25 protein-coding genes are annotated in these 25,517 nt (G+C 46.9%); 10 read left to right on the top strand and 15 right to left on the bottom strand.

Annotation, left to right across the window (positions count from 1 at the left end; genetic code table 11):
• Positions 1–35: 35 nt before the first annotated feature.
• From NLX74_RS06215 to NLX74_RS06165, 11 genes are all read right to left on the bottom strand, one after another.
• Positions 36–2,168 (bottom strand): molybdopterin-containing oxidoreductase family protein, encoded by a 2,133-nt coding sequence (locus tag NLX74_RS06215; protein ID WP_254328232.1) that lies wholly within the window; start codon positions 2,166–2,168, stop codon positions 36–38.
• 372 nt (positions 2,169–2,540) lie between these two features.
• Positions 2,541–3,374 carry a formate/nitrite transporter family protein gene (locus NLX74_RS06210; protein ID WP_254328231.1) on the bottom strand — a complete coding sequence of 278 codons (834 nt, stop codon included), beginning with the start codon at positions 3,372–3,374 and terminating at the stop codon, positions 2,541–2,543.
• A gap of 386 nt (positions 3,375–3,760) precedes the next feature.
• Entirely contained in the window at positions 3,761–5,122 is a 1,362-nt protein-coding gene (locus tag NLX74_RS06205; RefSeq protein ID WP_254328230.1) for an FAD-dependent oxidoreductase, read from the bottom strand.
• Positions 5,123–5,514: 392 nt separating this feature from the next.
• Positions 5,515–5,991: a glutathione peroxidase gene (locus NLX74_RS06200; protein WP_254328229.1), complete on the bottom strand. Its 477-nt coding sequence runs from the start codon at positions 5,989–5,991 to the stop codon at positions 5,515–5,517.
• Positions 5,992–6,078: 87 nt separating this feature from the next.
• On the bottom strand, positions 6,079–6,882 hold the full coding sequence (locus NLX74_RS06195) for a hypothetical protein (RefSeq protein WP_254328228.1): 804 nt from the start codon (positions 6,880–6,882) through the stop codon (positions 6,079–6,081).
• A gap of 12 nt (positions 6,883–6,894) precedes the next feature.
• A complete protein-coding gene (locus NLX74_RS06190) occupies positions 6,895–7,788 on the bottom strand; it encodes an ABC transporter ATP-binding protein (RefSeq protein WP_235306544.1) in 894 nt (297 codons plus the stop codon).
• Between the two features lie 229 nt (positions 7,789–8,017).
• On the bottom strand, positions 8,018–9,037 hold the full coding sequence (locus tag NLX74_RS06185) for an LLM class flavin-dependent oxidoreductase (protein ID WP_254328227.1): 1,020 nt from the start codon (positions 9,035–9,037) through the stop codon (positions 8,018–8,020).
• Positions 9,038–9,141: 104 nt separating this feature from the next.
• Complete coding sequence (locus NLX74_RS06180) at positions 9,142–10,305, bottom strand: AI-2E family transporter (RefSeq protein WP_061832023.1); 1,164 nt, start codon at positions 10,303–10,305, stop codon at positions 9,142–9,144.
• Between the two features lie 150 nt (positions 10,306–10,455).
• A complete protein-coding gene (locus NLX74_RS06175; RefSeq protein ID WP_013312376.1) occupies positions 10,456–11,469 on the bottom strand; it encodes an LCP family protein in 1,014 nt (337 codons plus the stop codon).
• A 91-nt stretch (positions 11,470–11,560) separates the two neighbouring features.
• Positions 11,561–12,463, bottom strand: coding sequence for a cation diffusion facilitator family transporter (locus NLX74_RS06170; protein ID WP_013312377.1), 903 nt, complete (start codon positions 12,461–12,463; stop codon positions 11,561–11,563).
• A 208-nt stretch (positions 12,464–12,671) separates the two neighbouring features.
• Complete coding sequence (locus tag NLX74_RS06165) at positions 12,672–14,321, bottom strand: DEAD/DEAH box helicase (protein ID WP_254328226.1); 1,650 nt, start codon at positions 14,319–14,321, stop codon at positions 12,672–12,674.
• A 364-nt stretch (positions 14,322–14,685) separates the two neighbouring features.
• On the opposite strand from NLX74_RS06165, the gene NLX74_RS06160 reads away from it, so the two are divergent.
• The 5 genes from NLX74_RS06160 (at position 14,686) to NLX74_RS06140 (ending at position 17,401) form a co-directional block, all read left to right on the top strand.
• Positions 14,686–15,003, top strand: coding sequence for a hypothetical protein (locus NLX74_RS06160; RefSeq protein ID WP_254328225.1), 318 nt, complete (start codon positions 14,686–14,688; stop codon positions 15,001–15,003).
• Between the two features lie 19 nt (positions 15,004–15,022).
• Positions 15,023–15,667 (top strand): immunity 50 family protein, encoded by a 645-nt coding sequence (locus NLX74_RS06155; protein WP_254328224.1) that lies wholly within the window; start codon positions 15,023–15,025, stop codon positions 15,665–15,667.
• A gap of 240 nt (positions 15,668–15,907) precedes the next feature.
• Positions 15,908–16,537 carry a hypothetical protein gene (locus tag NLX74_RS06150; RefSeq protein ID WP_254328223.1) on the top strand — a complete coding sequence of 210 codons (630 nt, stop codon included), beginning with the start codon at positions 15,908–15,910 and terminating at the stop codon, positions 16,535–16,537.
• A gap of 44 nt (positions 16,538–16,581) precedes the next feature.
• Complete coding sequence (locus NLX74_RS06145) at positions 16,582–16,857, top strand: hypothetical protein (RefSeq protein ID WP_254328222.1); 276 nt, start codon at positions 16,582–16,584, stop codon at positions 16,855–16,857.
• Entirely contained in the window at positions 16,841–17,401 is a 561-nt protein-coding gene (locus NLX74_RS06140; RefSeq protein WP_254328221.1) for a hypothetical protein, read from the top strand. The genes NLX74_RS06145 and NLX74_RS06140 overlap by 17 nt, the downstream gene beginning before the upstream one ends.
• 122 nt (positions 17,402–17,523) lie before the next feature.
• On the opposite strand, the gene NLX74_RS06130 is transcribed toward NLX74_RS06140, so the two are convergent.
• Positions 17,524–18,063 (bottom strand): SMI1/KNR4 family protein, encoded by a 540-nt coding sequence (locus NLX74_RS06130; RefSeq protein ID WP_254328220.1) that lies wholly within the window; start codon positions 18,061–18,063, stop codon positions 17,524–17,526.
• Between the two features lie 375 nt (positions 18,064–18,438).
• Between NLX74_RS06130 and NLX74_RS06125 the strand changes: the two genes are divergently transcribed.
• Positions 18,439–19,098 (top strand): hypothetical protein, encoded by a 660-nt coding sequence (locus NLX74_RS06125; RefSeq protein ID WP_254328219.1) that lies wholly within the window; start codon positions 18,439–18,441, stop codon positions 19,096–19,098.
• Positions 19,079–19,438, top strand: a complete 360-nt coding sequence (locus NLX74_RS06120) for a DUF7716 domain-containing protein (protein WP_254328218.1) — start codon at positions 19,079–19,081, stop codon at positions 19,436–19,438. Before NLX74_RS06125 ends, NLX74_RS06120 begins: the two co-directional genes overlap by 20 nt.
• On the opposite strand, the gene NLX74_RS06115 is transcribed toward NLX74_RS06120, so the two are convergent.
• Positions 19,428–21,065 carry a DUF6138 family protein gene (locus tag NLX74_RS06115; RefSeq protein WP_254328217.1) on the bottom strand — a complete coding sequence of 546 codons (1,638 nt, stop codon included), beginning with the start codon at positions 21,063–21,065 and terminating at the stop codon, positions 19,428–19,430. The two genes, NLX74_RS06120 and NLX74_RS06115, sit on opposite strands and share 11 nt — an antisense overlap.
• Before the next feature lie 298 nt (positions 21,066–21,363).
• Between NLX74_RS06115 and NLX74_RS06110 the strand changes: the two genes are divergently transcribed.
• The 3 genes from NLX74_RS06110 to NLX74_RS06100 are packed head-to-tail and all read left to right on the top strand — an operon-like array spanning position 21,364 to position 23,242.
• On the top strand, positions 21,364–21,669 hold the full coding sequence (locus NLX74_RS06110) for a hypothetical protein (protein ID WP_254328216.1): 306 nt from the start codon (positions 21,364–21,366) through the stop codon (positions 21,667–21,669).
• Positions 21,648–21,797, top strand: coding sequence for a hypothetical protein (locus NLX74_RS06105; protein WP_254328215.1), 150 nt, complete (start codon positions 21,648–21,650; stop codon positions 21,795–21,797). Before NLX74_RS06110 ends, NLX74_RS06105 begins: the two co-directional genes overlap by 22 nt.
• A gap of 17 nt (positions 21,798–21,814) precedes the next feature.
• Positions 21,815–23,242, top strand: coding sequence for an SMI1/KNR4 family protein (locus tag NLX74_RS06100; protein WP_254328214.1), 1,428 nt, complete (start codon positions 21,815–21,817; stop codon positions 23,240–23,242).
• A 28-nt stretch (positions 23,243–23,270) separates the two neighbouring features.
• Here NLX74_RS06100 and NLX74_RS06095 read toward each other — a convergent pair whose 3' ends face one another.
• Entirely contained in the window at positions 23,271–23,885 is a 615-nt protein-coding gene (locus NLX74_RS06095) for a TetR/AcrR family transcriptional regulator (RefSeq protein WP_250266852.1), read from the bottom strand.
• A 25-nt stretch (positions 23,886–23,910) separates the two neighbouring features.
• The gene (locus NLX74_RS06090) at positions 23,911–25,395 is read right to left on the bottom strand and encodes a phytoene desaturase family protein (RefSeq protein WP_254328213.1); all 1,485 of its coding nucleotides are present in this window, start codon (positions 25,393–25,395) and stop codon (positions 23,911–23,913) included.
• Between the last annotated feature and the right edge of the window lie 122 nt (positions 25,396–25,517).

Genomic DNA, 25,517 nt, shown 5'->3' with positions numbered 1-25,517 from the left:
CTCCTTTTGCATCTGACGCCATAAAAGGCATTATCTCATTGACGCTTCACATTCACCACCGTTGAGAAGAAAGTAGCCCCCTGTCCCATATCCGACAGCCGATCAGAGGTTAACACATTGGCACGCTGTCTGCGTCCTTTGCCTTCCCACCATAATCCCTGGCTAATCACTGTACCGGGCAGCATCAGATCGGTGACTTTCGCTTTCAGCTCATACGTCCCCCGATCATTCCATACGGTAACCGGGTCCCCATCCGCGATGTCCCTTGTCTGAGCATCCTCCGGGTGAATTTGTAGCAAGGGCTCCCGCTCCAGTCGCTGATGCTTGGGCAAGTTAGCGAAAGTAGAATTCAGAAAATTATGGTTTGGCGGTGAAATAAACATTAATGGATACCGCTCGTCCGCTTGCGGTCGATGCTCTCCGTCGTACCCTTCAATCAGCGGCACATAAGAAGGCATCGCGGGCAGACCTGCTTGTTTCATTTTTTCCGAATACAACTCAATCTTGCCTGAAGGCGTGGTTAAACGATCCAAATAAGTAGCCTTTGGCGTCATATCGAGCTTTACAAAAGGTGACTTTTGTAAGGCTTCCAAAGTTACACCGTTGAGATAAGGGTTCGTTGGATTATCAAGCGCACCTGCGATCATGTCCTCTTCACTTTCCGTAAAGGCAGCTTCGTCAAAGCCCATAGCCCGTCCGAGCAGGCTAAACAGCTCATAATTGCTTTTGCTTTCCCCGAGTGGAGCAATGACGGGTTCCTGCATCTGAACATAGTGATGCCAGTAGGATTTATATAGGTCTGTACCTTCAAAGGAAGACGCTGCAGGCAGCACAATATCGGCATAACGGGCAGTATCCGTAAGAAACAGGTCATGAACGACTGTGAACAAATCCTCTCGTCCAAATCCTTCAGTCACCCGTTCCGAATCGGGGGCTACAACTACGGGGTTACTGCAGTATACGAATAACGCCTTAATCGGCTGTTCCTTCTGTAGCAGCGCTTCTCCGATCCGGTTCATGTTGATCACCCGGGCATCCGGATTCTGTCGCAGATCAGGACGCGCCAGATTGGCGCCGTTAAACTTGCCATAAGCGCCATTAGAGCGTGACGCTCCCCCGCCGTGCTTCAGCCATTGTCCAGTGAGCGCAGGCAAGCATGTAACCGCACGTACGTTCATACCGCCATTATCATGATGCTGAAGCCCATTGCCGATATTGATATACGCTGCTCGCGCAGTTCCGTACATTTTCGCCAAACGGATGATATCCGCTTCCGGTACGCCGGTAATCCGCGAAACTCGCTCTGGTGTATATGTCTTAACATGCTCGCGCAGTTCCTCATGGCCTACCGTGTAGCGATGTAAAAACTCGTCGTCCGTCAGTCCCTGAGCGAACAGCACATTCATAACACCCAGCGCGAGCGCCGTATCCGTGCCCGGATATAACGGAATGAACCAATCCGCCCATTGCGCCGTCCGGTTGCGATGAACGTCAATAACGACCACCTTAGCACCTTTTTTACGTGCTTTCTCAGCCAAAACGACCTGATGCATGTTGGTGCTAATGACATTTCCACCCCACACAATAATGAGGTCTGCATCCTCCGTGTCCTCCGGGCTGGTGCCGCCCTTAAAACCCATAACGGACGCCCAGCCTTCATTCCCTGCTACGCTACATATCGTCTGATCCAGTTGGCTTGAACCCAGCGCATTAAAAAATCGGCGGTCCATTCCGTCCACACTCAATACGCCCATATTGCCATAAAAGCTGTAGGGGAGAATAGATTCCGGTCCGTCCATACGTATCAGCTCCTTGAACCGACCTGTAATGGTATCGACCGCCTCCTCCCAGCTAATACGTTCAAATTTTCCTTCTCCTTTGGGGCCTATACGTTTCAACGGATAGAGCACCCGATCAGGATCATATACCCGCTCCGTCATATTGCGAACTTTGTTACAAATAGCCCCTTTGGTAATAGGATGATCCGGGTTCCCAGTCACCTTGACTATCTTTCCATTTTCCTTGTGAAGCAGGAGCCCACACGTATCCGGGCAATCTAACGGGCATACAGCCGGAAAAATACCGTCCTGCTGCTCCGTCATCCGCTGCCCCCTTTGTAAGTCTTGTTGAAGCGTGGCCTCAGGAGGCGCGCTATTACGATGATCCATAGTGTTGATGCTCCTTTCCGTTACCGTTTCCAAAAATTACACTGATCTTATCATATCCACAGCTTTGGCCTATGGCAAGAGAAGGATTTTCCCACACAGCCGCTCTCCAAAACATTAAAAAAATCCGTCTGCTGCATAGAGCAAAACGGATTTTTTTAGAATCATAATTTTTTTCAACATCCTGTTTCATCATATCTTACCGAGGGTAAAAGAGATCAAGGCATTATGGGACGAGAGCACACTCATCCTCCATGCCAAATCATGGACCACTCCCAAAAAAATCCGCCATGACAGGTTTCGTTCCCCCGGGCCTGTCATGGCGGATTTGCTTTGTTCATTGCTGTTTAAAGTACCGTAATTAAGCAGGATCACTCAACGGATTTGATGTGCAACCGAAGAAGTAGTTGGAGATTCATTCACTGGATGTGCGTTGGTTTGAGGCTTTTTCAAATAGGCCAACCAGTAGGCTCCAGCCACAAACAGGCTACCTCCTACCAAATTTCCCAGCCAGACCGGAATGAAGTTCATAACATAATCTGCCCACGAAAAGTGGCCTGCAAAAATAGCCGCCGGAATGAGAAACATATTGGCAACAACGTGCTGAAATCCAATAGCGACAAAGGCCATTGTCGGGAACCAAATCCCCATGATTTTGCTACCGATAGAGTCTGTGCTATATGCCAGCCATACAGCCAGTGCTACGAGCCAGTTACATCCTATACCCGATATAAAAGACTGCAAAAAGCTTTCATGTAGCTTATGTCCTGCCATATCCACCACTTTGTCCAGGTAAGGGCCCGTTTCTGTCAAACCCAGTACATGCCCAAAGAAAAATGCAACGAATAACGCACCTGCAAAATTACTGAGCGTAATAATCGCCAAATTACGAAGCATGGCTCCTGTCTTAATCCGTCCTGCCCATCTCGCCAAAGGGACCGCCATCATATTGCCGGTCAGCAATTCTCCGCCGGCGATCAAAACTAATACCAAACCTACGGGGAACACCGCAGCTCCAATAAAGGTGGCAATGCTTCCCCATTCTTTAGGCGCGCTTGCAATAACACGTATATCCAGCAAAAACCCGAGTGCAATAAATGCACCTGCCAAAAATCCCAGTACCACCGCCACAGTCCACGGGTTGTTCGCCTTGGCCACTCCTGTTTCCACCGTCTTTTCAGCAATTTGCCCCGGTTTATAGCTCGCCATATGTCCCCGCTCCTTTAATATCTTTTTACTAAAATATTCTTCTTTCATATTTTATTTAAAATCAGTGATTATGTTTGTGAAAAAAATCACTTTCTTAACTATAAAAAAACAGCCCTTGGAAAAAGGACTGTCTTTCTGTATTATTACATCTACTGCGCTACTACGCGCTTTACATTTAGTTGTATTCTTCCTTTTCAACTGCTCTCAAGAACCAAATAACTCCACCGAGGCCTACCAGGGCCACGACTACAAGAAAAAGGATATAAAACAAATCCATAAGCTACTTACCCCCTAATCCTTATGCTACTCTATATTGTACTATAAGGATTCGTCCGTACGTCTCAGATTGTTGACAAACTTATGAACAATGTCACAGACAAATCTAATTATACAGTAACTGGGTTCCGTTCGGATATTGTAGGCAATGCTTGTAAACCTGCTGCATTCAGGAAATTCCAAGGCTTGTTATAATGCGGCTGGAAGAAGAAATCGACAAAGGCCAACTGGTCAATGGTCATATGATTTTGAATGGCTACGGATAGTGTGTTAATGGATTGCGTCAAATCCACCTTCGACATAATTTGAGCCCCCAAAATTCTTCGTGTCTCCTGCTCATATACCACTTTCAGTAATACCTTTTCGGAGGTTGGCATAAATTCAGGCCGATAGCTGTCCTCAATGGTTACAGCTTCTACAGTCATGCCTTCGTCCGTTGCCGCCGCTTCCGTCAAGCCTGTTCCTGCGATATTGTCTTCGTAAATTTTGATACCCGAAGTTCCTTGGGTTCCCATGTAGGCAATCGTTGGTTGTACCAGATTACGTGCTACCAGTGTACCCATACGAACTGCATTGGTTGCCAAAGGGATATAAGCCGTTTTACCTGTCGGATTATAGCGGATTGCACAACTGTCACCTGCTGCAAACACGTCCGGGCAGCTACTTTGCATATAGTTATCCACAATGATCGCACCGTTAGGCAACATATCTACCTGACCTTTGAGCAGATCCGTTTGAGGTCGGAAACCGATGCAGAGAATAACAAGCTCTGTTTCATATTCTCCTTTAGAGGTCACGACTTTACTCACCTTACCGTTCGTACCCTCAAAACGACTCACCGTCTCGCCAAGTACCAGCTTAATGCCATGTTCCTTCAGGGAACTTTCAATCCGGTCTGTATACTCATGGTCCAAATACTTATTCAATATACGATCAGCACTGTCGATCAGTGTTACGTTTTTACCGTTCATTTGGAAAGCTTCTACCAGTTCAACACCAATGTATCCAGCCCCGACGACTGTAATGTTCTGTACGTGCTGGGCTTTCTCAATAATATCATTGGAATGATTATAGTTTTTACAGAGCAAAATATGATCAAGTTCAATGCCCTCCAGCTTTGGAATAATAGGCCACGAACCCGTAGTCACAATTAATTTATCAAATGTGTCTGTAAATTCTTCACTTGTTTGGAGATTACGTGCATGCAGCGTCTTGCCTGCCGTATCCACACTCGTTACCTCATGAAGCATCTTGGTCACTACACCCAAGTCAGACAGTTGATCTGGAGACGAATAAAACAGGCCGTGTGGATCTTTGACGACACCACCTACATACAGCGCAATACCACAAGATAAAAATGAAATATTATCATTACGCTCGTAAACGGTAATTTCTGCATCTGGATAACATTTAGCTGTGTTGACGATAGCTGCCGTGCCTGCGTGTGTACATCCGATAACTGCTACTTTCATGTTAAATTCCTCCTTGGTGTGTGGGCATAAAATGTATAATAATTGTGAATAGTTTCACGTAAACAGCTCGTTTGCGTTTGTGATTTATTTCACTTCATGCGCTTATTATAGTGTGATATTTTTCACATTACAATAGCTTTTCGTGATATTCACAATTTGTCCACATTTAAAAAAGAAAGGATATACAAAATCAACGGTTTGCTGAAATATTTTTTCGCTCCATTCAGTTTTCCCTGTAAGCCCCCTGATTATGCTCTTGGAATCGACTTACACATGATGCGACCACCCTTAAACAAATGCACATGTAGAGAAACAAAAAAAGGTCCGTTTCCCGGAGACACGCAGGAAATCAGACCTTTTTAAACATATACTTTGGAGTTAAGGCAAAGCTACTATAGCAATTGTTCAATGGCTGCTTTCATCGCTTCTGGTGACTCCTTCGGTTCAAAACGACCCACAGGTACACCTTCACGATTCACAATGAATTTCGTGAAATTCCACTGAATTGTTCCATCTTCCTGTTCTCCAGGCTGTTGCTTTTTCAAATATTCAAACAGAGGCGCTGTATCCGGTCCGTTGACGTCCACTTTGGCGAATACCGGGAAACTAACCCCGTAATTCAGTTGGCAAAATTCAGCCGCTTCCTCGCTGCTGCCCGGCTCCTGACCGCCAAATTGGTTGCAAGGAAAACCTAATACAACTAATCCCCGATCCTTATATTCATCATAAAGCTTTTGCAAATCCCCATACTGCGGGGTAAGTCCACATTTACTGGCGGTATTCGCAATAACCAGCACCTTACCGATGTAAGTATCCAGAGAAACCTCCTGATTGGCTGGTGTTACGGCATTATGTGAATAGACAGACATACAGCATCCTCCTTCGTGTCGCTTGGTTTAGATTACATAACCTATTTTAACCAAAAGGTGACGGACATGCCAACATCCGCAGATCCTTTACCGTGATGCCATCACTTCGAGTCTGCGTTCTTCACGTTCGGAAGCGGACATTTTTGGGCAAGCATAACAATACCGCTGGCCTCCACCTGTCTTGTAATATTGGCAACAGGACGGTTTCATGTAGGTATTTTCACCGGGGCGGTAAGGATTATCCAATTCAACGAGACGAACCGTAAACGGGTTTCTTTTACGTCCGAATACCTCTCCCTCAAGTTCACGTGTCACATAAATATAATCTTGTTCAAAGCGCTCCACATCCTGAGGATCAGTCAACAATGGCTGTACTCTATCCTTAAAATACAGCAATGTCAACGGAAACTGTCCCCACATTTGCCCAATAGATGCGCTCCCCACTGCAGCTATTGCCTCCAATATGGGCCGCATCTGCAAACTGTAAAAGTCACGTAACACTTGCTGAGCCTGTTCGGAAGAAGGGTCATCCCCATTGTTCCGCGTATTGTCCAGCTCTGTGAGGTCGATGACCTGAAGGCTAATAGAGGGATATTGACCTTCATAACAAATATGAAATCTAAGATTAGATACGGACAGATCCAAACGGCGTTCACACAGTGACACCATAAAATGCTGTGCAAACACGAGACCACGCAACTGGTTCACAAAATAAACGGCTGCGGTTAAATCGTCTTCAGCACGCAGAAGATCACCGTAATACTCCATCACAGAGCGGATCTTCTCTGGTTCAAGCCATTCAGCCACTGGCCCGGAATATACTGCATCCTCCGGCGTGACTCTCACTATTTTCGCTAGTTGCTCAAGCTGATCGTAATCCAGTGGTTTCATGGTATGTCCTCTTTAACCTCTTGCCGCTACTTGTGCTCTAGCATCACGTCGCTCAGCAACAGAACCCACGAGTTTCTTATCTTCCACATTCATTTCTTTTACTGCTTGGCTCACCGCAGGCTGTCCAGCCAAAGCATACGGAAGACAGAGCGGTACACCCGTACGAGGATCTGTTACAATATCCGCCTCGATCCCGAACACCTCACGCAGCACATCAGGGGACATAACCTCTGTTGGAGTTCCTACCGCCTCGGCCTTCCCTTTTTTGATTGCAATCATATGCTGAGCATATCGGGCGGCATGGTTTAAATCATGCACGACCATAACAATGGTGCGCTCCTCCGAAGTATTTAGATACTCTAGCAAATGCAGCACTTCCAATTGATGTGCCATATCTAAAAATGTCGTCGGCTCATCCAGAAACAAAATATCCGTATCCTGCGCAAGCGCCATAGCAATCCAGGCACGCTGACGCTGACCGCCAGAAAGCTGATCAATCGGACGATCGTGGAACTCGCTCATTCCCGTTACTTGAATGGCCCACTCCACCATTTTGCGATCTTCCGCTTTCATGGAACCAAAACCTTTTTGATAGGGAAAACGTCCGTAAGATACCAGTTCCGTCACGGTTAATCCTTCCGGTGCAGTCGGATTTTGTGGCAAAATAGCCAACTGCTTAGCTACTTCCCGGGTGGATTGCTTATGAATGGATTTACCGTCAAGCAGAACACTGCCGCCCTTAGGATTCATGATGCGAGCCATCGTCTTCAGAATGGTGGACTTACCAGAACCATTTGCGCCCACCAAGGCTGTGATTTTCCCTTGCGGTATTTCTACGTTCAGATCTTCTACAATCAATCGATCTTCATAAGCAATATCCAGATTTGCCGTTTTCAGACGAAACATTTGGAATCATCCCTTTCCCTTATCCAATATATATAGTCACGGGCTTAACGCAGACTTTCATCAAAACTTCATTCTATCTTTATATAATAAAGATATTGATAATCATTATCAAGTGTTAACTAGTTTATTTCCTATATCATACAGTGCATATCATCCAATATTCCCTTAAAAATTCAAAAAAAGATCACAGCTCCTCGAAGCTGTGATCTTTTAAATCCGGCGAATCGCATTATGACTGTACAGAAGACAGTCCAAATGCTTCAGCCATGAGACGTATAGAATTCATTTTGGCATCAAAGTCGTGAATAATGCTCGCAACCATGATCTCCTGTGCATTATAGTCCTTACTTAATCGCTCAATCTGACGCTTCACCTGTTCGGGCGAACCGACCACCATACGTTTGCGATTCTCACGAATCCGCATCCGGTCAAACGGCGTATACGGATACGCCAGTGCCTTTTCGACGGAAGGTGTTCCAGCGGAGCGCATTCCCTGCTCTAATAGAACAAGAGACAAGTCCATACTGGAAGCCAACCGATTCGCCTCCTCTTCGGTATCCGCACAGATCGCAAATACGGCAACAAGCGAACGTGGTTGGTCACTATGCTGGGAAGGCTGGAAGCTTTCCTGGTATTCCTTCATAGCCCCTGTGCCGCCTTCACCATTAATGAACTGTGCAAACGCAAAGCCCACGCCACGCTCGGCTGCCAGACCTGCGCTATCACCACTGGAGCCGAGCAACCACATTTCCGGTACAGTTTCTATAAGCGGCATCGCCTGTAGCGAACCGAAACGGTGATTATTGCCCGTGCTGTCATGTAAATAAGCTAACAGGTCATCCAACTGCTCAGGGTATAGATCTACACCACCTCGCATTTTGCCTTCTTGCAGGGCTCTGGTAGCAATGGGCATTCCTCCGGGCGCTCGTCCCAGACCTAAATCAATGCGTCCCGGATACAATCCCTCCAGCACAAGGAAGTTTTCCGCTACTTTATAAGCGCTGTAATGGGGCAGCATCACACCACCCGACCCCACTCGAATGGCCCGGGTACGTGCGGCCAGATGTGAAATCAGTACCTCCGGACTGGAGCCTGCGAGATTTGCGGCAGAATGATGCTCTGATACCCAAAAGCGATGATAACCCAAGCGTTCCGCCTCTATAGCAAGCTCAGCGGTCTTTTGTAATGCCTGCGCATGCGTCATGCCTTCCGATACCGGAGATTGGTCAAGAATGCTGAGTTTTATCATAAAAGTCTGACCTTTCTATTTGGGAATAAGGATAGGCATTAATTATAGCACGCGCAGCCACAGTTACCCAAGAGGGGCCCATATCAATTTTATAGTGGAAACGTTTATTTTTCGTAAAGACTTGCGTTCCCTTTATCCGCCTCATAGAGATGCGAACGCTTTTTAAAGAAACTGTACAGATGTGTAACGATTACTTTCAAGACAGCATACCCCGGAACCGCCAGTACAATTCCCACCACACCAAACAAATTGCCTGCGGTCAGAATAACGAAGATAATCGTGATCGGATGTACCCGAAGAGATTTGCCCATAATTTGTGGAGAAATTAATTTACCCTCAATGAGCTGTACGACTGTCCACACGATAACCATCTTCAGCAGCATAATCGGTGAGGTGACCAAAGCTACAATTAACGCAGGTGTAATGGCAATGACGGGACCTAAGTAGGGGACAACGCTCGTAAAGGATGCAATGACTGCAAGCGTCAGAGAGTAGTCTAATCCAATGATTAGGTAACCAATATACAACAGCGCCCCAATACAGAAGCTGACAATAATCTGCCCACGAATATAGGAACTGACCTGATGATTCATCTCGGTCATAATGCGATCTGTTTCTTTACGAAACATAGGCGGCAGCACTTTCAGGATAAACTGTGGCAGCTTGTGTCCATCTTTTAGCAAGTAGAACAGAATAAATGGAACCGTGGCAATCGCAAGTACCGTTTCTGTAACCACGCCCAAAAAGCTGCCCACACCCGTCCATGCATTATTAATAAAGCTAGATAACTTTTCAGAAGCTTTGGAGGCCAGCTCAGATGGATTAATTTGAATGGTGTTCTGGAATTGGTTTACAAAATCGCTGCCGATCAGTTTCTCAAATTGTCGTTGTACTTGCTCGCTATAGCCAGGAAAATTCTGGATAAGTCCCTGTATTTGATCGCGGATTACAGGTACCACCGATGTAACCACAATCGCAATAACCCCTATAATGAGCAAAAACAGTACAACAATGGAGTATACTCGTTTCACCTTGTTACGCTCCAGTACATCAACCAACGGGTTGAACAGATAGTACAACACGCCGGATAAAATGACAGGGAGAATTATCGTTTTTAACAGCACCATGACAGGTGTGAATATGTATGAAATTTTGGTAAGCACCAAGATATTCAAGCCGATCAGCAGCAGTACCAGCAGGAATAACACAAACTTATTGTTCAGAAAAAACTTCTTGAATCGGTCTTTCCATGCCGGAGTTATTTCCACACCACATTCCCCTTCTCTTTACACAAATGAGTAGACGTTCTTCATAGATACGATATATTTTTGGAACAAAATATACAAGGTTATACCCAAATAAACACAAAAGCAAACAAAGTTGTACGTCATCGTACGAACTTCGCTTGCTTTCGAGGGTTATGGAGTATCATTTATCGTGGTTGCAGCATCCACCGTCGTGGTCACAGGTTTGTTCTCCTGTTCAAAAAGATTCTGTATGAAGCGCTTGAGCTTTCTTTCGTCTACACCCAACACCTGCGCACCCTTAATGGTTTCCCCGCGCACCAATTCATTCGGCGGGATTTGCTGCTTCGCTACTGTTGTTGCATCGATATTAAAGCCCAATGAAGCCAATTGCAGCATTTCCGTAGTGCTGAGATTCGTTTCAATATAAGGAGAAATGCTATTTAGAATACTCGGCAGTTTAATTAGAGATGAAGTTGACTGAATTTTACCGCCAAGCTCGGTAATGAATTTGCGTTGCCGTTCCGTACGCGTAAAATCGGAAGTCGCATCATGACGGAAGCGTACATATTGCAAGGCTGTTTTACCGTCCATGTGCTGCATTCCCTTTTTCAAATCAATATCAAACTGGTGTTTATCTGCCTTGGAGGTATAGTGCATATCTTTTTCGACATCCAGGTCAATACCACCCACAGAATCAACCAGCGCAATAAAGCCATTAAAATCAGTATATACATAATATTGAATCGGTATGCCCAGCAGGTCGCTCACGGTCTGTCTGGTCAAATCCGGTCCACCGTAGGAAAAAGCAGCATTTAATCGACTTTGCCCATGACCTGGGATATTGACGTACGTATCACGAAGAATCGACATAAGTGTAGCCTTTTTCGTAACCGGATCAATAGAAGCAACCATAACGGAGTCAGAACGCCCTGAATCCTCTCCACGGGAGTCGCCGCCTAGCAGCAGAATATTCACTCTTTCTGTCCCATCCCATTCCGGTGGGAGAGATACCTCTACAGGTTGTACATTGGTTTGAGTTTGTGCCTGCGGTTTGAATTTCGAATCCTGTCCGGAAGCAACCGAAATTTGATTCGTAAAATGATATATAGAATACGTATAATAACCGCCCACTAAAAGAACCGCCGCAGTCACAGAAATGCCTAACCATTTTAAAAATTTTCGCATATTTTCGGGTAACCTCGCTTTTATTCATCATCGTTCGGCTTTTAAAAGCATACCCTTCCTGCAAGTTATCTGTCAATTCGTGTCGTCTGTTCTAGTGGTCGTCCGCATACCATGGATTCAAATGGACAAGCACCTCATAAACCCGCGGTTCCCGCTTCATAACAGCCCCCTTAATCAGTCGGATAATATCGTGTCCCTGCTGAATCGTCAAAGAGGCATCCACTGAAGCGCGGATGTCCACAATAATATAATGGCCGTGCTCACGGGCACGGATACGGTCAATACGTTGAACCTCGGCTACACTCAGTGCGGCTGCGGCGTAGCTTTCAATTTCCTCCGTTGCAATCGCTTTTTCCATAAGCACATCTATGGATTCACGGCCCATTTCCCACGCCAATTTCAGAACTAGCAATGCCACTACGAATCCCGCAATAGGGTCGCCGTAAGATAAGATTGAAATGCTCCAGTGCTCCCCAATTAGCCCTAAGCCGATACCCAGTACAGCAGCCCCAGAGGCGTACACATCAGCGAGATGATCTTTTGCCGTTGCAATAAGACCCTGACTATTGGCCGCTCTCCCGATACGAATCGTGTAAATATACAGCCACTGTTTCCAGAGCAAGGAAATAATAGCGGCTACCAATGCCAGTATATGCTCCTGTGGCATCGGTTCGAACAGTGCTGCAATGGAATGATAGCCGATAAATATGCCCGCTCCAAACAATATGACCGCCACCACGCTTGCCCCAATCACTTCTGCTTTGCCGTGACCATAAGGATGATCCTCATCCGGCGGCTGGCTGGATATGCGCATCGCTCCCAGTGCCGTTGCAGAGGCAATCACGTCTCCGGCATTATGCACACCATCGGCTACCAGCACCTTACTGTTGAACATGAGTCCTGTAATAATCTTAATGCCGGTTAATAGGATGTTGCTAATCAGGCTGATCCATGCTGAGACCATGGCGCGCTTGCCCATATCCTGTTCCTGCATGATGTATAATCCCTCCAAATTTATCTTTTGAAAAATGCATCCTAAACGCTAATCGTATATTTCAAGGTAGCCCCGCTACTCATGTCATCTTATGGTGCTGCTCCTTCAGCGGTATGGATGAAGATTACAATAGCCCCGGAAGATGAGCCTCCCCGGGGCTATTATGATAACCATAGTGGAGTATTCTATGAGAATACTCCTGTTTTAACTATCTAGACCGTCCGCGACGGCCTCCTTGTCCTTGACCACCACGCGGGCCGCCTTTGGCTTGTCCACCGCGGCCACCTTGACCTCCGCGTGCAGAACCGCCGCTGCTGCGGTCATACCCGCCACGCTCGCTGCTTTGTCCTGCCGAGCGACCCTGACCTCCGCGTGCGGAACCGCCGCTACTGCGATCATATCCACCGCGTTCGCTGCTTTGTCCTGCCGAGCGACCCTGACCTCCGCGTGCGGAACCGCCGCTACTGCGATCATATCCGCCGGTTTCGCTGCTTTGTCCTGCCGAGCGGCCCTGACCTCCGCGTGCGGAACCGCCGCTACTGCGATCATACCCGCCACGCTCGCTACTGCCGCGGCTAGAGCGACGTTCGCCGCCTGTGGCATCACGACGGCCCGCCTGTTCGCGGCCGCTGCCCCGGCGTCCACCGCCAGAGTCGTTGCCGCCGTAGGAACGGCGGTCGTTTCTGCCCGAGCGGCGTTCTCGACCCTGCCGATCAGCCGTATCGGAAGCAGGTCTACGCTGTCCGCCGCCCTCACTGCTGGTGAATGTGACACCAGCAACTCTTTGGATGTTCCGAAGCTCTGGAACATCCCTTGGTGTAGCGAGCGTCACCGCCACGCCTTTGCCTCCGGCACGGCCGGTACGCCCGATGCGGTGGATGTAGCTTTCGGCATCCTGCGGCATGTCATAGTTAAAGACATGCGTGACGCCTTCTACATCCAAGCCGCGTGCAGCTACATCAGTCGCTACGAGCAATTGGAGTTTCGCTTCCCGGAATGCCTTCATCACTTGCTCCCGCTTGTTCTGGGACAAATCTCCGTGAAGCTCACCGCTCTCGAAGCCCATCTCTTGCAGCTCTTCGTTCAGTTTGGCAGCCCGTCGCTTCGTACGGCAGAAAATAACAGCCAAGTACGGACGATCTGTATTCAGCATATCCACCAATGCCTGTTGCTTACCACGGTCTGTTGTTTGCACAACGACCTGACGGATTTGGCTCACCGGAACGGAAGAAGCGGATTTCACTTTGACATCTACGGGCTCATTCATATATACACGAGCCAGCTTGCGAATACCGGCTGGCATCGTAGCGGAAAACAGCATCGTCTGTCTCCGGTAAGGAACCTTCTGAAGAATCGTCTCCACATCGTTCAAAAAGCCCATGTGTAACATTTGGTCGGCTTCGTCCAGGACCAGCATTTTAATGCCACCCAGATCAAGCGTGCCACGTCTCAGGTGATCCAGCAGTCGCCCAGGTGTACCAATAATCAGTTGTGCGCCGCCTTTCAGTTTACGAAGCTGACGCTCTACGTCCTGTCCTCCATATACAGCCAGTAATGACAGGTTCGGCTCCGTAGCAGCCAAGCATTTTGCTTCCTCCGTAATCTGGAGCGCCAGTTCACGCGTAGGTGCAATCACGAGCGCCTGTGGGTGTCGCTTATCCAAATTCAGCTTTTGTAGAATCGGCAGTAAAAACGCAAGCGTCTTCCCGGTTCCCGTATGTGCCTCGGCGATAACATCCTGACCTTCCATCAACAGTGGAATCGACTCCTGCTGTACAGGAGTTGGGGATGAAATTCCCTGTTCTTTTAAGGCTTCTACCCAATGCTGCTCTACGCCTAATGCTGCAAAATTCTTCAAGTGGTATTCACTTCCCTTATCTGTATTCAATATGTGTCACGTAAAATAGGTTCATGTGCCATATGACATCTATCGTTCCATAGTTCAGAATTCCCATTTTTGTATCGGTTCTCATTCTACCCTTTTCAGGAAGGGAGCTTATCCGTTATCGTTGAATCTGTTCATGTAACCAACATACGGCCGCCATGCGGCTCAGGCCCGTTCCATGTATGACTTTCCTAGTATACGCGAAGTTGAACTGGTTTCCAAACGATTTTAATGAACAGTACCACAGTCAATGTAAAAGGTGAATTCGATCTTCATGTCATATATTATGGTATAAGAATTGGTAATTCCGTCATATACCAAAGGGACAATGCCGGAAGTGTACATTCTTTTGTCCAATGACCCCATGTGCCAATCTTCTAATCATTGCGGCATGCTCGTTTCAATCCGTCAGGACGTTTATGAAAATATCGACCAAGCAATCGTCGAAGACGTTATGATGAAGCTGAGCCAGTGGTTAAAGGCACACAAGCTGCTACACAGCCCGCGTAACTTTTATGCTGGCAGTAAAGTACGCGCTATTATGGATATTGTTCCATTTATGCTCGAACAGGATACCCCGGATATGAAGTATATTTTTTCAATCGTGGACCCCGTTCCCTTTACCACACACTTAAACAATCCGTCATACCATTAACCCTAGGAGGCTGCAATTTATGCAAATTCAAGTTCAAAAGGTTGAAAAAAAAGAGAACGAATATCTCATTCATTATCAAGCCGGGGGAGCGTTGCCGTTCGTTCCGCATGATATTGTTCTGATCCATGGCAAACAGTATTTTATAGGCACGATTTTGAAAGTAGAGCCGGAACAAGCCCTTGTACGTATCAATCCAGAATATGAAGACCAACTGGCAGGGTCCATCGGACTGGAACTGGCTTTCTCTCCAACTGTTTCTATTCAAGGTGCAGACAGCATTGTTGAAAAGCTCGGCTATTTTCCTCCCTTTCATTATGACCGAATTACGGCTGCTAATATGACGAAAGACCAGATTACACTGACGATTGAGCTATCCTACGCTAGCGTGCTTGTCCCTAAATCACCGGATCTGGAGCCTTCGGCTGAGGCACCTGTAATCCCTGAAGATCCAGCAAAAGACGTCCCACGCTATGCAGTGACTTTTACATTTATGGAAACCAAAGAACATGTATTAACTCCTGTAGAAACAGAAAACATCATCTTGCAGCTTGATTTCCGCTATGAAGAAGCAGACATGGTCGTTGATATCGATGCCTTGTCGGGACTGTCAGGTAGCTTTCTGTGCAGAGGTATCCGCGCAGAGATTAAGGAACTGAATGAATAAACAGGAGGCTGGAGGGTGGCGGACCGGAAGAAGCTTTATCTAACTACAGACATGAGAGTTGATCCGCAGTGATACATATATCTTAGTCAAGGGGGCCGCTTTTGCACTGCTTCGCGCACATAAAAGCATGCCTTTCGCACAACATGCTCTGAAGCAATTATTGCAGCATGAGGAATTCGGTGCATCTGCCAAACGGGAGCTGTCCACATCATCGACAACCAAAGGAGAATCACTCTACTTATGCGTGTAAGAATATTTATATTCATATTGATTATCGGGATTATATGTGTGCCTGCCTATTTTATTATGAGTAGCTTTGGATTATTTCAAAATGAAAAGGTGCTTGTACATTACAAGCTTGCCATTGAGGTAAAGGATAAAAAGTATGATGCCTGGCCTTTAATCAGCAGCTATACCGCTATAGATAAAAAAGGGGACAATCGTCAGCTCTACTATCAGGCGAAGGGCTCGGGCATAGAGTATCTGTTTCAACTAGCCTACGGACACTATGAACTCCGACCCTCCAAGGAAAATCCTTTTCTGGACGGGGGAGTCCACTACACCATGGACCATCCTGAGTATGTGCGTGAGGAAAAGCAGTATGAGAATGCTAACGACTACACGGAATTAACCCATTATTACAATCAGCAGGAACAGATCATTTATACCTATAATCCCGAAGCCAAGCTCGATAAAACATACGTCCGTTCCATCATCACCGCTGGGATGACTCGCACAACCGGTAGATCAAGCCGTGCGGTAAAGGATGACTATATTAATATCAGCAAGATGTTTAAGGACAAGCTGGGAGTGAATGTGAAGGTAGATGTGGATGAGAACAACAAAATCGTCACCTTATCTATGACATGATCTCACAAATGATGCACCGCTAGCGATTAATAATGATTTTCTGGATGAAAATCAATCATGTCGAGAACGCTTTGTTAATTGGTGCAGATGCGGGCGACAATTTTTACGTTCTGATATGTAATGAATACACCCCGTATGTGTACTACTGGGACCGCACACATCTTCATGCTTATGATGACAAACTGAACTATGATATTGCAGAGCAGGACGAATGTGGACATTTGTATCTGGTGGCAACAGACTTTACAACGTTTTTTAACCAGGTAATTGAACGACTCAACGAGCAGAAAGGGAGGCCTACTGATGACAGAAATACATAATCCTAAATGTGGACCGGCTTATTTGGAAGGTTGGGTTGTACCCGAAAACCCGGAGGCATGGGTCGAGCAGGAGTGGACAGGTAAGCTCCGTTCACAGGCCGGACATACGAAATTCCACATTTTTTATTATGGAGAGCTTATGGACGAGCTAATCGCTGTAACTGAATTTGCACCCCAGCTCATTATTGCAGAAGATGCAGTCACAGGTGAACAGATCGTGATTTTTGACGGAACCCGCCATGGTTACGATGCTCTGCTATGCGAAGTTTATACCAAGGAACAGCAGAACAATCGCACTCCCCTGCTGCCCTATCTGGACGAAGATGGTGAAGATACTTTCGAGGTAAGCTTGACCGCTTTTTATAATGTGGATTGGGATGACGAGTTTGCAGACGATGTGGATGAGAATGGACAGTTAGAGCTGATCAACGGCGAACGATGCAATTTTGAAGATGTGAAGCGGAACGGCTATGATGCGATCAGCATTACGATTACCAGCGCTAAAGGTCTAAAAACAGAGATCATTCAGGAAGAGCTGGCCTGACGATGGTGTTCAAAAGAATCAAGCATCGGGAAGGCGATATTTTTGTTATTCCCACGCATGATGGCCGATTTGCGGTATGTCAGGTGATTTGCGCACTGTATGGTAGATTCAAAAAAGCGTTGTTAAAAAGGCTCGAATGTATAAGGGAATGGTGTACGATCTGTGCCCAATACAGACTTTACGCGCTCTTCATCCACCAACGCTTCGACGAGGCTATACAAATCCGAGGCTGCATACCGAAAATTGCCCCATGTGCGTAGATTCAAAGCATAGATTGGGAATTCTCCCCGTTCATCAGGCGATTGAATATCCCAAATCAGCAGGTCATTCCCTTCACTGGAAGCGAAGGGAACCGCATGCTCCAAAAGTTCTGGAAAGCCATCTGGCTCCAGCGCCGCTTCTTGTAAAACCTCTTCCGATTCGAGTAAATCATCAAACCAGGCCCGCCAGTCATAATAACGATGAAGCCATGAATCCGGGTGATTGCCAAGAGGAATATGAATGTTCCATAAGCCGCATAGTCGCCCGTAACCAAGAGTTTTGACATAATCTATATAAGAAGGCGGAAAACCCATACCATTTTCAAAACGATGTTCTATTAGAAAAGCCTCATCATAATAAGCCTGAAACTGTGGACGTTGCAGCCCTGTAAAAATGCTCATGTTCGCCCTCTCCTTTTGCACGTCCTATTCACCTTTTCACCCTTCGGTGCATTGAAAAGGCCATTTTCAAGTGTTAAAATGGGAATAAGATGTATATTCTAAAAAAAGAGTGAAGATGCGCCAACATCCTCACTCTTTGGCAACAGCCGCTTTTAAGGGTGGTAGCCGTGTCAAAGGATGATCATTGAAATAGACCGCTTGCCTTTGTCGAGGGCGGTCTATTTCTTTTTATGGAAGGAAAGAATCAGGACCGTCACCTCCTTTACAGGAGACTAGCCGACCGCCCATCTAAGCCATTCTGTTGTTGAGGAATATTATAACATATGAATCATAAAATGTACGTTTTTACGCTCTTTCCGAAAAGGAGGAACGAATATGGAGCAAAAGCGCTTCAAAGATGAACATGGATATAAATATGACTTTGCCGCCGTGATCCGGAGAGGAGAACAAGTAGCTGTTCACTGTCCCCGTTGTCAGGGCCAAGCTTTTATTTCCAGATCCAAAAAAGAATGTTATTACGTTGTTCGATGCTCTCATTGTTATTACACGTATCAGCAGCCAGAATCTTATACATTCTATGCACGCGGCGTATGCAACCATTGCGAGCGGTATTTTAATATCGAAATCCATGATGACCGAACGAAACCCCATAAAAATACGAATATAAACTGTCCGCACTGTGAGACACGCAATCAGGTTCCGGTGCATCGTGTTCAATCACGCGAATGGCATACGGACGTGATCCAAAACGGAAAAGACCCTATTTTCCAGCTCCAGCTGTACTTCATTGATTACTATCGGGGTAAACCTGTCTGGGCTCTTAACCGGATACACCTGAATTACCTGCTCTCCTATATCTCTGCTGAGTTGCGGGAAAAGCCTACATCCGGTATGATGCGTACGGCTTCCCATTCCATTCCCAAGTACATTAAGGATGCGAAGAATCGCCAGGCCATCTTAAAGATATTACAAAAGCTACAGCATAAGCCAGCAGCTAAGAGAGGGGCCTCCATACATGAGCATACTAACTTTTGACAGCCTTGAAGCACTAGTTCATGCCGTTGACCAAACAGAAATCAATGAATGGGTATTTGCCAATCTGGAACGTGTTCAAAGTAATCCGCTCAATTCTACCTACTACATCATCCCCGAGGAAGAATTGTGGGAGCTGGAGGATGCGGGTCTCACCGTCACCAATCATCGTGATGAAAGTATCCCTGCATCTCTGCCAGACCATCACGTGCAATCTTGGCTGGAGGTAGCGACTGTACAGGATGTTATTGAAGTGTTACGCCACAGCGGAAGCGAGCCGGATATTGAACGCATTGCGCAGGGACTGCGATATTATCATGAATATGATGCTTTTATGGAATAAGCGTCTCCAGCAACTCTTTCACCTCAGGGACAGCCTGCTTCAGGCTGTTTTTTAGTTTCTTCGCGCCACCCCATATACGATAAACAAGCACCTCTTGTTCGTAGTCCTCCAGCTTCTCAAGCTCCTCCACCAGTACCTGTGCCTGCTCTACAGTTTCGATTCCGGATGACTTCAGTGGTTTGGCAGACTCGTTGCTTGCCAGTAGAATCCTCGTCCAAACGGGGATCGTGTCAGGTGTTAGCCCATGCGCTTCGGCAAAAGCAGCCGCGTAACCGTCCTGTACGGACTGATGTTCACTGTCCACCAGCTTCATATAACGATTCACTAATGGGAAATAGTTCGTTCCTTTCAGTCCTAATCCCATTACCGCATAGGTTCCCGGCATCGCCGACTTTTCACCGGGCTCTACATCGTTATACCATTTGAATTCTTCCATCACGGTTTCGGCATATTCAGCCAGCAACGGATGCAGCGACGGATACTCAAGTGCATTGGCGAAGAAACGATGTAGCGTAGATTTAGCCAACTTGGGTACAGGCAGGTAGTTTTTCACCTTGCTTTTGAACTTCATCCGATATTCCTTGGTAAAGCCCTTCTTTAAAATATCGCATAAATATACAAGTGCTTGTCTATAGCTTTCTTCTTCCTCTGAACGAATCTGAACCTCCAATGTTTGCAAAATATCATTGGCTTGGCAGATGACTCGCTCGCTTGTATGTAGCGCTGGGATGCTTCCTGATCCGCTCTCAAGCCACACGGAAGCCTGCTCCGAGCCTAGCTGTGCAGCAATCTCCAAATATTTCTGCCGTGCATCGGCATCGGTCGAACCCACCCGCATCGCGGTAAGCAGGAACATCTCCATGGCTGGCGCGGGAATTTCCGAAGGGAGAATATCGGGCTTCACTTTATAATCCAACCCATAGCTTTTTTCCCGATCCGCATACTTCAGCAAAAATTCATCTTCAGCCCAATGCTTTAAGCCACTGTTGAGCTGATACCTCCATGCTTCCTCACGCTTGCGGCTGACCTTCACTTTGGCATCCATTATATGGAGCAACTCATCCACCCGCTGGGCATCTATAGCGTACAAATGAGGATCAAGCAAGTGTCTCACTAAGAAGAAATCGTCCTCTTCCTTCGGGATAGCTTTACTGGAGGGGTTGAGCTTCTGCTCCACAAACTGCTGGATAGTGGCTAACAGTTGCTGCCGTTTATCTTCATTTAGGAGTGAGAATGTAAAATGATTGGCCTTATTCTCCAAGACCACTTCCAGATGAAAATCCAGCCGATAACGAAAGAACATGGAACTGAATTCTTCCGAATTAAATAGCGCCTCTATCCGTTCCCTAAACACAGGCATCCATTCGTCCTGAACCTGCTGCAGTGTTACCCCCTCCGTAAAACCAGAAATCTCCATGTCCGGTCTACGATGATCCCAATCAAACGGTTCGTAGGTATCCACCCACAGCCCATCCTTCTTACAGGTAACTTTTAAGTATTCATGAATCCCTTCGTGAAGGACACTTTTGATTTGGAATTCGGCGATGCGCTTTTGCTCAGAAGCGTACGCCTCATCAATCGCCTCAAAAATTGGATCTATGTAGGCTTGTACCCCTGATGTTGTCATAAGATGTGTTCCTCCTTCGTCCCCTCACAAATTGTAGTTCCTATGGAATTAAGATAGACTAATCTATAACTATTTTATTTCCTAATTATAGCATATCTCTCATTTACTTTTGATCTCTATCCCTATAGATAGAGTGCCGGAAAGCAGGTGTATCCTACATGTTTTGGGTTTCCACACAACATACGACGGTGGCGCCAATGAACTGACAATTTTTGAACATACCTATGGATTAACTTTACCCCCTCCCTATGTAGCATTCCTCACCCGCTACGGGCCGGGCACCTATTGCGGCCTGCTAATGATTGAAAGGCCTGATCCTCACCTATTGCAAGCCTATGCGGATTACGAACTGTGGACGCATGATGATAATTGCCCAATTACAGCGCAGCAGCTGGGTGAGTGCGTGGTCATTGGCAGCTCCATAGATGGTGACTTCCTATCGATTCACCCTCAGGTCGAAGGCTTGCTGTGGCTGCCAACGAGCAAGCCCTGGATTTCGCTCCGGCATCCATACAAGCATTGGCTCAGCGGTTTAAACAGCATTTTGCCTCAAACCTATGGATTGAAAATGAGCATATCTGCATGGCTTTTCTTCATACTCTAGGCGGATACGTGCGTTTTAACTATGCATATGGACGCGAAGTGGCGATCATTTATGAACCGAAAGCGATAGCACTTCGTGATGAAATTCTAGCATTCTTGCAAAAAGAGCATTGTCGGGTTGTAGAGTAAGAGGAGGACGAATACGAATGACAGTACATTTTGCACAAACCTTAGAAAAACTGGAACAAGTCGTTGATCGTCTGAGACAAAGTGGGATGCCTGATGTGGTATACCAATGGACGGAGGGGATTTCTACAGGTGAACTAACTGAGCTGGAGGAACGGCTGCGGATGCCTTTGCCTGCCTCCCTGTCTGAATTAATACAGCGGTGTGGCAGCTTAAATTTACTATGGTGCCTCCCCCCACACTGTATTGTAGCTGATGGACCGGAGTGTTCATATAAAAACAGCAATGATCTTGAACAAGAGCAGAGTATCCTAGACGATATCACAGGAGAGTTTGGCTGGAATCATGAGTATATTGGCTATTTTACATCCTATGGGGAAGATACCGACTCGGTAGTGGACGAGCAACGATATCTGATCCTTAATTATAATGGTGCGGGTGATCCGATACTGCTTGATATGGCGACATCCACTACAGAGCCAGCGGTGTTCTGCTATCATCACGAGTTGGACCAGTTCACGCTGCTTGCGGAAAATCTACCTGCCTATATAGACACCATGCTCACCTTGCATGGGCTATGGCTATGGGATTGGTTTAAAGTGGCCGATGAGCATGGCATTCAGCTAAACAGCCCACCACTGCAACTCTGGCTACGCTGGTTGAACATGTTTTGCACGATGAAACTGGAGGATGCGCAGTCGTTGGAGAGGCTGATCCATTACACCACCATGCATGGCGTGGATCATCCTGCTGTGTTGCAGGCTTTTCAAGCCTATGATCCAAAGGATATTTTTCTTGCCTGGGAGCAGCACTGGCAGAACATTCAACATAGCCAGGTTCCATTCTCTACTTGGGCCGTTTTGGTAGGGGAGACCGCGGGGATGGGGGCTGCTGATTGGGTCCGCTCCTTGTGGGAACCGGAAACCGTGCAAGCATGGACATCTTTAGTTCAAAACAATACCCTACATGCTAAGGGTGCATTTGTGTCCACACGTGCCTATCTGAGCGCCCGTTGCCTACCCGAGCAGGAAGGCTTGGTATGTGTTTGCAATCACTTGCTACAGGATTCGGCTGCAGAAGACAAATTAGAAGGATACACCGCTAATGGGCAGCTACAGCATTTTCGTTCACCACAGATCATTAACTGGATGCAGGATAAAGTCAATCATCCGGTGGATGGCTGGGCAATACTTTTTGCTCACTCCCGTCCTACAGCTGAGCAGTTGATTGAATGGCTATCCGATAGCGAGCTTCATCAGAAAATTGCAACGGAGGCGCTGGATATCATGATTCATCGGGATCTCCTTCCCGCTCTGGAAGCAGACGCTTGGGCCAATATCTCAGATCTGCTTCTTGCTTCTTTGCAGCTCGTTATGCTCAAAAAAGATAAACGTCGCATTGAAGCCGTGCTTAAGCAGCTTTCAGACGCGGATTCGCATGTACAGTGATGCGAGGTAAAGAAAGTTAGCCGCTGCGTCAGCGGCTTAACCCCCTGAGGAAAGTATCTATAGTGAATGCGATCAATTCATCATTGGATTTTGCCATAGGAAGTTCAAAATTCAGGAGCAAAGAAGTCAATCCGTGCAGCATGCTCCATACGGATCTGGCGATCAGGCGCTCATCTCCTTGCATGATGCAGCCTTCCTCCATAGCGGCTTTGAGCCCAGTTTCAAGCAACTCAAAGCCTTTAAAACGCCCACTGTCTATAAGGCTGACCAAGCTTACAGATTCCAGGTTGCTGATAAACAGGATGTTGTAATATTCCGGGTTAGCCGTTCCAAAACGAACATACGCATCAGATACCGTTTTCAGTGTGTCCAGAGCGTTCAATCCCGCTGCCTGTGCTTCATCCACACGCCGCTGAAGAGCCTGCAGGAACAAGGTATTTCCTTCTACCAGCAGTTCACGGACCACGGCTTCCTTATTGGCAAAATAATGATAAATAGTTGTTGGTGAATATTCGATCTGATCCGCAATTTTGCGCATGGAGACTTCGGCATATCCTTGATTCAGGAAAAGCGACCGGGCGGCCTCAATGATTTTCCGGCGGATCTCACTGCTTTCACGTTCTCGGCGTTTGATATGTTTCATGAGTAGATGTACTTGCCCTTTCTGCCTACCCCAATTTGGCGGCGATACGATCAGCTTCCATTATACCCGAGTTCATAACCCCTTGAAACCCGCCCCCAGGCTGTGTCCAGGCCCCTACCAATGACAGACGATTCACGGCTGATTTGTGCTTCAGTCTTTTTATACCGGACTGCCGGACCGTTTGTGCGTAGCCATAAACGGCCCCGTCGGGATTAGCGGTATAACGCTGCATCGTGCGCGGTGTGCCCAACTCGGCCACCACTACCTTGCTGCGAAAACCCGGATACAGCTGTTCTAGACATCCCAGTATCTGCTGTGTCACGGCTTCTTTTTTGGCTTTATATTCGGGACGTGCGGCAGGCCAGTTCTCCAATCTGTCCAAAAATGTAATTGCAATGACACCCTTTCCCGGTTCATTGAGCTTAGGGTCCATGGCGTTATAATTCGTGAGCATCCAGTTGCCTTTGGTATACTGGCCGCTCATCATAACTTCATAATCTATTTCCGAATCCGGCTCATTGCACAGGATTAAGTCTTCTTCGGTGATGCCAAGCTCATAAGGCTCACATGATAATCCCAGATATAGCTGGGTGAGAGACGTGCCAGTCTCCAGACTGCTGACAGCTTCCAGCTCACGACGGGCAGCATCATGGTTTTCCAGTAGGCGGCCATACGTATGATGGGGACTGATACCAGACACAATCCAGTTGGCTTTATATACATCGCCTTTTTTCAGACGGACTCCAACTGCTTTACCGCGTTCGAGTATAATCTCAGATACTTGACTGCGCAGGTGAACTTCTCCTCCCGCTGACTTAATAGCGTCAACCAATGCATTGGATAAAGCCTGTGCGCCTCCCTCAATGTAGTACGTCCCCTCCAAATGATAGCCGATCCAGGGAATAAAAAAATACAAGGCCGCAAGCCGCTTTGGAGGCAATCCATAATAGGCCCACAGCGCGGTAAAGAATTCTATGAAGCGGTCAGACAAACCGAACTGGCTTACAGCTTCCCAGGTCGTCATTTGCGTCCAACGGAAGAAGGTTCCTGCTTTGAGCAGGCCAACCGCCTTGCGCCAGGAAGTGAGAGTAGAAAAAGCAGAAAAGCCTGTTTCAAAACGGCGAATGCCCGCGAATAAACTGACAATGCCCGACACCTCAGCAGGAAACATATTTTTGAGGAGCTGCACATACTCCTGAACATCGGACGGAATATCAATGGTCTGTCCTTCCCAACGAATGGAGTAAGGGTGCTTTTTGCGGAGAGGAACAATTCGCTGGTCCGCATTGCAGTCCTTTAACAGCCGACCGAAGCTGCCCTCCTCGAGTCCGCCGACACCGTGCAAGGAGACATCAAAGGTATATCCCTTTCTTGTAAATTCAGTTGCGAAACCGCCAGCTAAAGTATGGCTTTCAAAAACAGCTGTTCGGTAACCGAGCGCGGAAAGTCTTGCTGCACAGGACAAGCCACCCAGTCCTGCACCGATGACAATAACATCGTATTGGTTCATGATTTCATCCCCTTTTGTTAACATCGTTATATAAGTTAACACTGTTAAGTTAAGGAGATTATATACCACAATATTACCGTTGAAAAGCCCCTATGACTTGGTTTTCCTGCTATAGATGAATA

Origin of the sequence: Paenibacillus sp. MZ03-122A, from assembly GCF_024213325.1 — a bacterium.
In the GTDB taxonomy this organism is placed as follows: Bacteria; Bacillota; Bacilli; order Paenibacillales; family Paenibacillaceae; genus Paenibacillus; species Paenibacillus polymyxa_B.
This window is presented reverse-complemented; position numbering and strand designations above follow the sequence as displayed.